Annotated in this window: 13 protein-coding genes; 4 read left to right on the plus strand and 9 right to left on the minus strand. The window is 56.5% G+C overall.

The window, feature by feature from the left end:
- Window positions 1-10: 10 nt before the first annotated feature.
- The 3 genes from msrA to ACR3E2_RS13800 form a co-directional block, all read right to left on the minus strand.
- A complete protein-coding gene (gene msrA, locus ACR3E2_RS13790; RefSeq protein ID WP_480484597.1) occupies window positions 11-523 on the minus strand; it encodes a peptide-methionine (S)-S-oxide reductase MsrA in 513 nt (170 codons plus the stop codon).
- Window positions 520-969 carry a peptide-methionine (R)-S-oxide reductase MsrB gene (gene msrB, locus ACR3E2_RS13795; RefSeq protein WP_267363147.1) on the minus strand — a complete coding sequence of 150 codons (450 nt, stop codon included), beginning with the start codon at window positions 967-969 and terminating at the stop codon, window positions 520-522. Before msrB ends, msrA begins: the two co-directional genes overlap by 4 nt.
- A gap of 125 nt (window positions 970-1,094) precedes the next feature.
- Window positions 1,095-1,979 carry a DMT family transporter gene (locus ACR3E2_RS13800; protein WP_209506999.1) on the minus strand — a complete coding sequence of 295 codons (885 nt, stop codon included), beginning with the start codon at window positions 1,977-1,979 and terminating at the stop codon, window positions 1,095-1,097.
- A gap of 182 nt (window positions 1,980-2,161) precedes the next feature.
- Between ACR3E2_RS13800 and ACR3E2_RS13805 the strand changes: the two genes are divergently transcribed.
- Complete coding sequence (locus tag ACR3E2_RS13805) at window positions 2,162-3,358, plus strand: BCCT family transporter (RefSeq protein WP_480484607.1); 1,197 nt, start codon at window positions 2,162-2,164, stop codon at window positions 3,356-3,358.
- A 99-nt stretch (window positions 3,359-3,457) separates the two neighbouring features.
- Here ACR3E2_RS13805 and ACR3E2_RS13810 read toward each other — a convergent pair whose 3' ends face one another.
- From ACR3E2_RS13810 to ACR3E2_RS13830, 5 genes are all read right to left on the minus strand, one after another.
- Window positions 3,458-3,931: a GNAT family N-acetyltransferase gene (locus ACR3E2_RS13810; protein WP_480487088.1), complete on the minus strand. Its 474-nt coding sequence runs from the start codon at window positions 3,929-3,931 to the stop codon at window positions 3,458-3,460.
- Between the two features lie 216 nt (window positions 3,932-4,147).
- Window positions 4,148-4,435 (minus strand): HU family DNA-binding protein, encoded by a 288-nt coding sequence (locus tag ACR3E2_RS13815; protein ID WP_117871130.1) that lies wholly within the window; start codon window positions 4,433-4,435, stop codon window positions 4,148-4,150.
- Between the two features lie 130 nt (window positions 4,436-4,565).
- Window positions 4,566-6,029, minus strand: coding sequence for an AMP nucleosidase (locus tag ACR3E2_RS13820; protein WP_480484599.1), 1,464 nt, complete (start codon window positions 6,027-6,029; stop codon window positions 4,566-4,568).
- A complete protein-coding gene (ade, locus tag ACR3E2_RS13825) occupies window positions 6,026-7,828 on the minus strand; it encodes an adenine deaminase (RefSeq protein WP_480484600.1) in 1,803 nt (600 codons plus the stop codon). Before ade ends, ACR3E2_RS13820 begins: the two co-directional genes overlap by 4 nt.
- Window positions 7,829-7,968: 140 nt before the next feature.
- The gene (locus tag ACR3E2_RS13830; RefSeq protein ID WP_480484601.1) at window positions 7,969-8,838 is read right to left on the minus strand and encodes a LysR family transcriptional regulator; all 870 of its coding nucleotides are present in this window, start codon (window positions 8,836-8,838) and stop codon (window positions 7,969-7,971) included.
- A 114-nt stretch (window positions 8,839-8,952) separates the two neighbouring features.
- On the opposite strand from ACR3E2_RS13830, the gene ACR3E2_RS13835 reads away from it, so the two are divergent.
- Together ACR3E2_RS13835 and ACR3E2_RS13840 are read left to right on the plus strand one after the other, a co-directional pair.
- Window positions 8,953-9,708, plus strand: coding sequence for a class II aldolase and adducin N-terminal domain-containing protein (locus ACR3E2_RS13835; RefSeq protein ID WP_480484602.1), 756 nt, complete (start codon window positions 8,953-8,955; stop codon window positions 9,706-9,708).
- A 21-nt stretch (window positions 9,709-9,729) separates the two neighbouring features.
- A complete protein-coding gene (locus ACR3E2_RS13840; RefSeq protein WP_480484603.1) occupies window positions 9,730-10,719 on the plus strand; it encodes a sterol desaturase family protein in 990 nt (329 codons plus the stop codon).
- 22 nt (window positions 10,720-10,741) lie between these two features.
- On the opposite strand, the gene ACR3E2_RS13845 is transcribed toward ACR3E2_RS13840, so the two are convergent.
- On the minus strand, window positions 10,742-11,374 hold the full coding sequence (locus tag ACR3E2_RS13845) for a class I SAM-dependent DNA methyltransferase (protein WP_480484608.1): 633 nt from the start codon (window positions 11,372-11,374) through the stop codon (window positions 10,742-10,744).
- A gap of 87 nt (window positions 11,375-11,461) precedes the next feature.
- On the opposite strand from ACR3E2_RS13845, the gene ACR3E2_RS13850 reads away from it, so the two are divergent.
- On the plus strand, window positions 11,462-12,307 hold the full coding sequence (locus ACR3E2_RS13850; protein WP_480484604.1) for an SDR family oxidoreductase: 846 nt from the start codon (window positions 11,462-11,464) through the stop codon (window positions 12,305-12,307).
- Window position 12,308: the final 1 nt, after the last annotated feature.

A 12,308-nucleotide genomic window follows, 5' to 3' on the forward strand; every position in this document is an offset into this window, starting at 1 on the left:
AGGTGGTGCATTATTCTGCGGCGCTGGCACGTTTGGGAAGAACCCAGTCCTGGCGCGGGAAGTGGCAGGTATATCCGTTCGGGATACGCTCAAGATAATCCTGATGCTCGGGTTCGGCCTCCCAAAAATCGCCGACGGGTTCGACTTCGGTTACGACTTTTCCCGGCCACAAGCCGCTGGCATTCACGTCTGCGATTGTATCCAGGGCGGTTGCTCTTTGGGCTTCATCGACGTGGTAAATCGCGGAACGATAGCTCATGCCTCGGTCGTTGCCTTGTCGATTCACCGTGGTCGGGTCGTGAATCTGGAAGAAGAATTCCAGCAGGTCGCGGTAACTGATCTGCGATGGGTCAAACCAGATCTCGATCCCTTCGGCGTGGGTGCCGTGGTTGCGATAGGTGGCGTTGGGCACATCGCCTCCGGTGTAGCCCACCCGGGTACGCAAGACGCCAGGCAGCTTGCGGATCAGGTCCTGCATACCCCAAAAGCAGCCTCCGGCCAGTACAGCACGGTGTTCAGTCATTGGATTTCCTCCACGTGGATCAGGAATTCGGCGTAACCTTCAGCCTCCATCTCATCCCGATGGATGAACCTGAGCGAGGCCGAGTTGATGCAATATCGCAGGCCGCCATGTTCTCGCGGGCCGTCGGGGAAGACATGCCCCAGATGGCTGTCGCCGTGTTTCGAGCGAACCTCGGTCCGGATCATACCATGTGTCGTGTCGCGAAACTCTTCCACATGCTCATGGATGATCGGCTTGGTAAAGCTGGGCCAGCCACATCCGGATTCGTATTTGTGGGTCGAAGCAAACAGCGGTTCGCCTGACACAATGTCCACGTAGATACCCGGTTCCTTGTTCCCCAAATACTTGCCTGTCCCCGGCCGTTCGGTGCCGTTGCGTTGGGTGACGTGAAATTCTTCGGGCGAAAGCGCCGCAATAACCGTGGGGTCTTTGGTGTAGCGTGTCATGGATCCTCCGGCTGATTTGACGTTTGTGCCATTATCTGGGGGCTGCCGTACAGAAAGCAAAGCGATATTTCAAAGCGCTCTCACAGTCGTGCGGTCGGTCTGACGCAAACAGATAGGCCCTTGTGTTAGGCCGAAGTCGTTTTGCCGGCAGGTTGGCGTGACAGTTGAACAGCAAGAATACCCAGTGTCGTGACTGTAACGCCAATTGCATCCATCGCGCCCAGTTTCTCGCCCAGCAATATGGCCGCTATCGTGACACCGAATACCGGGTTCAAAAAGTGGAACGTGGCTGCGCGGATCGCGCCGATGCGATCCAGAAGAAGGAACCAGATCAGCGTGGCCAGCAGCCCAGGAAACAGGGTTGTGTAGGTGAACGCCAATGCCAGTGGCAGCGTCGGGTGGATGTAAATGGTCTCAAAGATCGGCGCGGCCACGAACAACGTCGCTGAGCCTACAAGCATCTGCAGACCCACGACCATCATGAAGTTACCGCCCGAAGTCGCGCCGCGAACCGCGAGGGTGGCAAAGGTCAGCGCCAAAGCTCCGATGCCGCATAGTGCGACGCCGAACATGTCGACACCAGCACTGATCCGGCTGCTCATGATCAGGGCGACGCCGGTGAATCCAGCAAACAACCCCAAAACTCCGAGAGGGCGCAGTTTCTCGCCAAAAATAAGCCACCCTGCCAGCGCCACCAGCAAGGGCATTGTGGACGCGATAATCGCCGCAACCGAAGCCTCGACCGTTTGCATCGCGTAAAAATTCAGACCCAAATACAGGGCATTTTGGCAGATACCGAAAAGAATTGTCGCCCGCCACTGGTTCCGGGTCAGGTGCCAGCTTTGCCCCATCGCCCGGGCAATCAGAACCCCCAAAACCCCTGAGATCAAAAACCGCAGGGCTAGCGAAAACAAAGGAGAGGCGTCTGCCACGATGATCCGCGCCGAGGTAAAGGCAGACGACCAGATCAGGGCAAATGTCAGCCCCATGGCTATGGCGCGCAGATCCATGGAGACCCCCTGTCACTTTGCGCGGACTGTCCCCGATTTTGTGATGGGTCGCAAGCGCTGCGCGTTAAAAAAGACACATCCGTGATGCAACGAAAGTCACGAGGATGTTTTTATTGATTGACTGAACAATTAAAGTTATCGGCTCCGGGATCTGACATATCAAGGGAGGGTTGTCGGTGCTTCTGGAGTACATTCTATCTTTTGGCGTCCTGCTGGCATTGGGCTTGGTCGCGTTCTTCGTCGTGAAATGGTGGAACCTGCGATGCGTTGGCGTGACACCTGTTCACCTTTTCACGTTCATCGCGATCCTGTTTACGTCTGGTCTGGATGTTGGCCTGATCATGTTCCCGCTGACAGAATTTGGTGGGTATGCCGAAGATCCGGCCTATGCCTTTGCCAACCCGCTGGCGATCGAATTTGGATTCTGGGGGTTTCTGATCTGGGCGTTTTACTTCCTGACAGCCTTCTATTTCTGCGTGATCGAACCGCGCGTGAACTTCTTTGAGATTCCGCTGGTCAAGCTGATCAACAACGTCGTCATCATCGGCACCTGCGCCTTTACCGCCAGCCTGTTCCTGATCTACCTGCCTGGCTACCTGCCAGAGGTCGGAGATGGAGAATCTGTCGTTACCACCTTCTACGTCATCGTGTTTGTGGTCATTCTGGCGGCAGCATACTCGTCGACCGATTTGAAATATGTGCGCATCCTGTCGGTCGGTTCGACCTTTCTGTTCCTTGCACTGATTCTGGGTATGTGGGCGGCCGCTGGCATGGGAATGACCGGGTTTATCGAAACCGGCAGTAACATTGGTGCCTATTTCACCAATGTGCACAAATTTGTCCTGCCGCTGACCGATTATCATGCCTTCTACTTGTTCTGGTGGTTTGCGTGGTCAATCATGATTGGCCAGTTTACTTCGCGCTTTGTGGGCGGTTTGAAAACCTGGCAGCTGCTGGCGGCGTTGTTGATCTTCCCGTCGATCCCGCTGGGGATCTGGTTCACCGTTCTCTACTACTATCACCTGAACGGCATCAGCACCGCAGGCATCACCAATATCGCGATGGTAATCGTGGGCGTGACCTTTGTGATCAACTCGCTGGACTCGCTGATTAGGCTCTATACAGACAACCTGAACATGACCGCCGAGCGGTTTGGCAAGGCGACCTATGTCGCTGGTAACGTCGCGCTGCTGTTTGTGCTAACGCTGCTGTTCCAGAGTCAGTGGTTGCAAATCCAGTGGATCGGAGCCGTCGTAGTCGGTCTTTACCTGGCTTGCGTGGTCTATATCCTGGTCACCAAGCGCAAAGAGGTGATGAGTATCGATGCCATGCCGGAAGATCGCGATCTGGACTTCCACAAGGTTGAGACGATTCACTGATTGTTTCGAACCTACCAAACCAAAAGCGGGCCTCGACATTGGGGCCCGCAGCCGTTTTTGGGCACTGCCCGATCCGGCCCTCATTCCTTGTCGTTCACTTCAGTTCGTGTCGAGACGATATTTGAGGAAACTGTGGCCAGCGTAGTCTACTTGCCCAACAAAATAAGCGCCGAGTTTGGTCATTGCGCGTAGTTTCGTGCGTGAAGGCGGCAGCAAGAATGTCACGAACGGAATACGATTGTCCTGCTTTGCGAATGCGATGGCCTGACGTGCTATCTTTGCACCCAGTCCAAATGCACCGGGCTTCAAGACCAACCCGAAATCCCACTCTTCACCTTCTTTTTGAAATCCGCCCCATCCCACATAATGTCCGCGGTGCAGAATTGCCCAATGACCTAGGCCGTCCCGCGCCCAACACGACTCTTTCGCGTGAATGAAACCGGCGACTGTTTCCTCATCCCAATCCTGCGTCAGGAGAGGCATGTGTTCGGCAAGAATTGGATTTCTCATATGCGCCAGTATCTCAGGTGCTGAGACGAGGGGCAGTCGCGTGAAGGTTATATCCTGTTCCATAGAACTGGGATTTAGCGGGCCAAGCAGGAAATCAAAGGGTTGTCCGTAAAAAACGTGCCAAGGACAACCGGTGTTGGATTGTAGCCCATATTTACAGTCTGAATAAGAACTCTGATGCCTTAGGACACATGTGCGCAGGCTTTAAAATGTGAAGCTCAGGCACAAAAAAGGGGCCGCGTAACCGCCACCCCTTTTCATGGTTCCAAGCGCTTGAGATCAGCCGTTCACGCTGTCTTTCAGTGCTTTCGCGATGGTCATTTTCACAACCTTGTCGGCTTCTTTGGTGAAGGTTTCACCGGTTGCCGGGTTGCGGACCTGACGCTCGGGGCGCTCGCGGCAGTAGATTTTGCCGACGCCAGGCAGGGTCACTGCACCACCTGCGGAAACTTCGCGTGTGATCAGGCCGGTTATGGCCTCAAGCGCAGAGTTCGCGGATTTCTTATCGGTTCCCATTTCCTCAGCGAGAGCAGCAACCAGCTGAGTCTTTGTCATAGGTTTTGCCATTTCTTGGTCTCCTTAACGTGCCCGATCTATAGGGCCTCACCGCGTAACTGTAACGGGATATTGTGGCCAAACACAACGAATAGTAGCGCAGAAACCCCTAAAAATATGGGGAAAACGTTGCTTTTTTGCGTCAGAGGAAGGCAGTTTCGTCGAAGGAACGCAATTTCCGGCTGTGCAGACGCTCCAACGGCATGCCGCGCAGGTGCTCCATAGCGCGTATCCCGATCATCAAATGACGCCCGACCTGAGTGGTATAAAAGGAAGACGCCATGCCCGGTAGTTTCAGTTCGCCGTGCAGGGGCTTGTCCGACACGCACAGCAAAGTGCCGTAAGGAACGCGAAAGCGATAGCCGTTCGCGGCGATGGTGGCGCTTTCCATATCCAGCGCGATGGCCCGCGACTGGCTGAGGCGCTGAACCGGTCCGGATTGATCGCGCAGTTCCCAGTTGCGATTGTCGACCGATGCAACTGTTCCCGTCCGCATGATCCGTTTCAGTTCATACCCTTCCAGCTCGGTCACTTCGGCCACGGCGCGTTCCAGCGCGACCTGAACCTCGGCCAGGGGCGGGATGGGCACCCAGACCGGCAGGTCATCATCCAGAACCTTGTCATCCCGTAGATATGCATGGGCCAGAACGAAATCACCCAATGCCTGCGTGTTGCGCAACCCGGCGCAATGGCCAACCATCAGCCACGCGTGCGGGCGCAGAACCGCGATATGGTCGGTCGCTGTTTTCGCATTCGACGGGCCGACACCGATGTTCACCAAAGTAAGACCCGAACCATCTTCACGCTTCAGATGATAGGTTGGCATTTGCGGCAGTTTCAGCGGTTGCTCGATTTCTGCGTCCGGCTGCGTGATCTCGACATTCCCGGTCGAGATAAAACAGGTATACCCGCTGCTGGGATCAGCCAACTGTTCGCGGGCGTAGTTTTCGAATTCCGAAACATAGAACTGATAGTTCGTGAACAGAACGTGATTCTGAAAATGCCGGGCATCCGTCGCTGTGTAATGTGCCAGCCGCGCAAGTGAATAATCGACCCGCTGGGCAGTAAACAATGACAAAGGCCCGACGGCGTCTTCATTTTCATGGACACCGTTGACGATGTCGTCATTCGTGGTGGTCAGATCCGGCACGTCAAACACGTCACGCAGGGTGAAAGCAGCCGCACCCTGATGCGGCACAACCAGATCCGACGTATTTGCCACGGCAAAGTGCACCGGAATCGGTGTATCCGACGCTGCAATCGTCACCGGTTGGTCGTGATTCTTGATCAAAAGGGCAATCTGCTGGGTCAGGTAGGATCGGAACAAATCCGGGCGCGTCACGGTTGTAGCGTGAACGCCGGGCTCTGACACATGCCCAAAACTCAGGCGGCTGTCGACTTGTGCATAGGTCGATGTCTTTATGCGAATCTCTGGGTAATAGGCTCTGTATCTGGCAGTTGGCGCACCATCTTGCAGTACCTTCGAGAAGCTGTCGCACAGAAATTCCGTTGCTTGAGTGTAAAGCTCCTCCAGTCGCGCAACTGCGGCTGCGGGATCGGTGAACTGTTCTGGTGAAAGGGCTTCAGGTGTCAGGAGTGTCGTCATGCCAAGGGTTCCAGAAGATCAATTTTTTCGAATGTGCGCACGTCAACCAGCCCGAGATCAGAGATCCTGAGTTCCGGTATGACGACCAACGCCAGTAGCGAATGTTGCATATACGCGTTGTTCAGATTGCAGCCACATTCCTGCATAGCCTGAACCATCCTGTCCGCCTTGGCCGCAACTTCAGCGGCCGGGCTGTCGGACATCAGACCGGCAATGGGAAGTTCGACCATCGCCAGTTCCTGGCCGTCCCTAAAGATCGTGATGCCGCCACCTACTTCGGCCAGTCGATTCGCGGCCAGCGCCATCTGTTCACGGTCGGTGCCGACGACGATCATGTGGTGACTGTCATGCGCCACGGTCGAGGCCATGGCCATTTTTCCCTGATATCCAAACCCCGAGACAAAGGCGTTGGTGACGCCCCCTGTCGCCCGGTGTCGTTCGACCAGTGATATCTGGCATACGTCACCCTCACCTTCAACAAGCCCGCCGATTATCGGCAATTCGGCTTTCAGGGCTTTAGTGGGGGCCTGGTTTTCTACCACGCCAATGACGTTGGCCCTTACCTTGTTTGCACCCTTCGGCGCCGCGATCTCAAAATCGGACGCGGCCAGTTCCTGCTTCAGATGAACGGTGCGACGTGCCTTGTCGGGCCAGTTCAGATGGGGGCAATCAACCTTGATCACCCCATTTTCCGCAACAACCTTCCCGCGCGCTATGACCAGTTCGACCGGCAATTCGGTCAGGTCAGAGCTGAGGATGATGTCCGCCCGTCGTCCCGGCGTGACCGATCCGATCTCGCGTTCTAGACCGAAATGCGTGGCGGTGTTGATCGTCGCCATCTGCAGGGCCACAAGCGGGTCACAACCACAGTCAATCGCGTGGCGCACGACGCGGTTCATATGCCCATCGTTGACCAGCGTGGCAGAGTGGCAGTCATCCGTGCACAGGATGAAATTGCGCGCATCCAGACCTTTTTCGGTGACTGCGGTAATCTGGCTTTCAATGTCATACCAGGCCGAGCCCAACCGCATCATCGACCGCATTCCCTGACGGACCCGTGCGATGGCATCCGCTTCGCAGGTGCCTTCGTGGTCATCGGCAGGTCCACCAGCCACATAAGCCGCGAAATCAGGCCCTAAATCAGGGGATGCGTAATGTCCGCCGACGACCTTGCCTGCCCGCTGCGTGGCCGCAATCTCGGCCAGCATTTTGGGGTCTCCGTGAATCACGCCGGGGAAGTTCATCATTTCCCCCAAGCCGATGATCCCGGGCCAATTCATCGCCTCGGCCACGTCTTCGGGGGTGATTTCATAGCCTGTCGTCTCTAACCCCGGTGCAGAGGGCGCGCAGGACGGCATCTGAGTGAAGATGTTGACCGGCTGCATCATTGCTTCGTCATGCATCATGCGCACACCGTCCAGCCCCAACACATTGGCGATCTCGTGCGGGTCGGTGAACATACTGGTTGTGCCATGGGGGATAACTGCGCGGGCAAACTCGGCAGGGGTCAGCATCCCCGATTCGATGTGCATATGCGCGTCGCATAAGCCGGGCAGGATAAAGCGGCCTTGCGCGTCGATAACCTGTGTCTCTGGTCCGATACAATGCGAGGCGTCGGGACCGACAAATGCAATACGGCCTGCAGCGATTGCAACTGAATGGTTCGGCAGCAGTTCGCGGCTGTGCACATTTACCCAAGTCCCACCCTTTATTACCGTATCTGCTGCCTCACGTCCGGCAGCAACTGCGATCAATCGGGGGGCGACATCGGGCCAAGTTGGGAAGGGTGTGTTTTCCATGGCTCAACTTTCACGAATGCGCGCGCGGGTGCAACCCCGGTTCTTTACTACTGCCGACGGATCACAATTCTGCAAATCTGCCCGACCCGGTCATCGAAAGCTGACATAGGCGCCGATAGCGCGCAGGAACCCGTCCGAGTTTACGTTTCGGACCCGAATTCTCGTCGTATCCAGTTCGCAAAGGTAACCGCTCCGGGCGTGTCCTCGGCCTGAGGGGAGAGCAGCAGATAATACGCCTCAGGCATCGGGGCGCGATGCTCAAATGGTGCGACTAGTCGTCCCTGATCGATCAAATGACCTGCGATGGTGTCATGGGCCAGGCACAGGCCACCTCCGGCCATCGCAGCTGACAAACAAACCAGATAGGTTGTCGCGTAGGTAATAGGCGGATTCTGCCAATTCAGAGCCTGATCTTCAACCCACGTCGTCCAGTTGGTCAACAGGTTGGAACAGTCGAACAGAGGTTTTTCCTGAAGGTCTTGCAGGCACACCTGATATCCCGGCGCGCAGACGGGATAGTAATATTCAGAGCGCAGCACCTCTGTCCGGGTTGTATCTGAGGGTCGAAGGGAATACCGGATCTCGACTGCTGCGCCTTCGGCCATCTCGCGGGGTTCCCACAGCTCGGTGAAGATGTTCAGCTGAACATCCGGGTGTTCAGCCTGAAATAATGGCAGACGCGGGGCCAGCCAGTTCACGGCGAAACTGATGTTGCACTGCACCTGGACCGCATTCTGTTGCGCGCCAGTTACCGCCTGAGTGCCCCGTATCAGTGTCCGAAACGCCTCGCGCACCACCGGCAAATAGGTGATTCCGGCCTCTGTCAGCTCAAGCGCCTTCGGGCGTCGCAGGAACAGTGGCTGACCCAGGTGACCTTCCAGCGATTTGATCTGCTGACTGACCGCACTTTGCGTCATGTTCAGATCCCGCGCCGCACCGGTGAATGACAGATGGCGGGCTGCGGCTTCGAATGTGCGCAGCCAGCCAAGCGGGGGAAGCCTGTTTTGCATCGACATAACTCCGGCATAAGTTTAGCTAATGGGATAGTTGCGTTTTTTTCGTTGGTCAAATTGCCGGACCAAATGCAGGCTTTGGTCATTCGCAGATACCAAAGGACGCGTCACATGAGTCTCACCAACCTTCGTCCCAATATCGATCATTGGTCAGAACGTGTGGACATGGCCGCAACCTTTCGCTGGACGGCCCGGCTGAACATGCACGAAGCCGTCGCCAACCACTTCAGCCTTGCTGTGAACGAAGACGGGACGCAGTTCCTGATGAACCCCAATCAGGCGCATTTCTCGCGTATTCGCGCGTCTGATCTGTTGCTGTTGAACGCCAACGATCCGGATGTGATGTCACAGCCCGGCGCACCTGATCCCACGGCCTGGGGCCTGCACGGCTCGATCCATCGCCACTGCCCGCACGCGCGTTGCGTCATGCATGTGCATTCGATTTTCGCAACTGTTCTGGCGTCACTGGCCGACAGTACACTTCCGCCAATCGACCAGAACACCGCGACCTTCTACAACCGCTACGTTGTTGACGAAGAATTTGGCGGATTGGCTTTTGAAAGCGAAGGCGAGCGGTGCGCCGGGATGTTGGCTGATCCGAAGAAGAAAGTCATGATCATGGGCAACCACGGGGTTCTGATCACCGGCAGCGACCCTGCAGATACCTTTAACAGGCTCTACTATTTCGAGCGCGCTGCCGAAACATACATCCGGGCACTGCAAACAGGCCTGCCCCTGCGGGTGCTGTCGGATGAAATTGCCGAGAAAACAGCACAGGAACTGGACGACTACCCCGGTCAAGCCGAAGCGCATCTGCGAGAGATCAAGGCAATACTCGATGCAGAAGGCTCGGATTACGCAACCTGAATGCAAGACAGAGTGACCGACATGCGAGAGTCCACGCAGGACCCCGAAGCTGCCCGCTGGCATTACCACCCCGACGGGCCAGTGGGTCTCAACCCGCTGTTCAGTTGGCCACCACGTCCGGCGGCCGTGCTGAAATGGTACAGCGGAGCGTGGTTGCAAATCACCGCCCTGACCCTGTGCATGACCTTGGCCGTCATCGCCTATGCGTTCTTTTTTCCTGCGTTAGAGACGATGAAAAGCTTTGCGCCCGGATGGATGTTTCGGATCTGGTTGCTGAACATGGTACCGCAAACTCTGGTGGCAGGAAGCCTGCACTGGTGGCTGTACATGCGCAAAGGGCAGGGGATGTACAAAAAGTTTGATCGCAGGGACCTGACACGGGACAACGGAACATTCACATTCCGCAATCAGGTCTGGGATAACATCTGGTGGACGCTGGGCAGCGCCATGACGGTGGCGACCATTTACCAGTGGGTCATCTTCTGGGCGATGGCAAATGGCTGGGTTCCGACGATTACCTGGGCCAGCTCGCCGGTGTGGTTCGTGGTTTGGATGTTGTTTATTCCCATGTGGTCCGGTCTGCATTTTTACTGGGTGCACCGGCTGGAACATCATCCCAGGCTTTATAAACATGTGCACGCGGTCCATCACCGCAATGTCAATACCGGGCCATGGTCAGGGATTTCGAATCACTGGTATGAAAACATGCTGTATTTCACGACGTATTTCATCCACCTGATCGTGCCTTCCCATCCGCTGCATGTGTTGTTTCACAGCTCGTTCCAGCAGGTCAGCCCGATACTGTCCCATTCTGGGTTCGAGAAGCTAAAGGCCGGTGAGACCGAAGCCGCGCGGGCGGGCGACTTTTTTCATCAGCTCCACCACAGGTATTTCGAGTGCAACTACGGCACATCCGAAATTCCGTTCGACAAGTGGTTTGGCACCTATCACGATGGCTCAGCCGAGGCGACGACACGCACGAGGGCCTACAAAAAGCAGATGTATACCTGACGCGGCTGGTTCTGTCCGGGGACTAAACCCGTTCGAACAATGCAATGAAGGCCGTGTCATCCTTATTGGGTCCTGCAGCAAGATCGCCATAGATGCGAACCTCGGGCAGGGTCAGGTTGTGGATCTGGTCCTGTTCCAGTTCGTGCAGCTTGCCCTTGAAGCCCATCTTTTCGAAATGGCGGGCGTTTATTGACAGGGCGAACGTAGCGCCTGATCGTGCGACGCGAAGCAGCGCAGGCAACACTTCGGGACCCAGATGGCCATGCGTGAACGTGCCAGATGACACGATGCCGGAATAGCTGTCTGGCGGAACCGGGATGCCATGGGTCAGGTCAGCCTCGATCGCGTCCCGGTAGATATCCTTGCGCATAGCCTGTTCCAGCATCTCTGAACTGATATCCGTGGCATCAATCGGGCCAACACCAAGCCCAGACAACACCGCGCCGCACAGGCCCGTTCCCGCTCCGACATCCAGAACCGGCCCCTGACCGCCCGCGCCCACAAACGCCCGCGCGGTATGGGTATGAAGCTGATAATCCTCACGCGCGGCAAAGCTGTCGTCATAGTCCCCGGCCCATTCCGCATAAAGGCGTTTGTTATCGTCCGGAGAGCTCAGCGCGTAGGCAGAATGCAGGTCTGGTTTCTTTTTGCTCATATCCACAGAAAGGCGCATCAGAAGATTCGATTCAAGTGCGTCCATGCGGCGCTTGCATCCCGATGCGCTGAAGCCCATCAACGGTGCATGACCAAGACACTCTTCTCATTTGGCCACGGCTATTCTGCGCAGGCCCTTTCCCGAATTCTTGCCCCGAAAGGCTGGCAGATTTTTGGCACCACACGAGATGGCGAAGGCACAGATGCGATACGTGCCTCTGGCGCGGACCCGCTGATCTGGCCCGGTGAGGTTCCAAATCTGGATCGGGTGACGCATTTGCTGATCTCAACGGCACCGGGCGAGGCGGGCGATCCGGTACTGGCGGCGCTGGGCGACGAGATCCGAAAACGAGCAAGTCAGTTCACTTGGGTGGGTTATTTATCGACAACGGCTGTTTATGGCGATCACCAGGGCGCCTGGGTTGACGAAGACACCCCGCCAACACCGACCGCCAAGCGTGGAAAGTGGCGCATGCTGGCTGAAGAGCAATGGGCGGCTGTGCCGGGCCTGCCTGTTCACATCTTCCGTCTGGCAGGGATTTACGGCCCGGGCCGTGGGCCGTTCTCTAAGCTCACACGCGGTGGGCTGCGGCGTATCATCAAGCCGGGGCAAGTGTTTTCGCGTATCCACGTGGATGACATTGCGCAGGTTCTGCAAGCCTCGATGACAAGGCCGAATCCGGGCAGTGTTTACAATGTCTGCGACGATGAGCCTGTCCCGCCACAGGATGTCATCGGGTATGCCGCCGAGTTGCAGGGGCTTCCTCTGCCGCCGGCGGTTTCATTTGACGAGGCCGATCTGACACCGATGGCGCGCAGTTTTTATAACGAGAACAAACGCGTCCGAAACGACCGGATCAAGGATGAGTTGGGTGTCGAATTGATCTACCCGAACTACCGGGTGGGGTTGGAGGCGCTGATGAAGGACCGGTAGG

The sequence above is a fragment of the Ruegeria sp. AL7 genome (genome assembly GCF_056536105.1).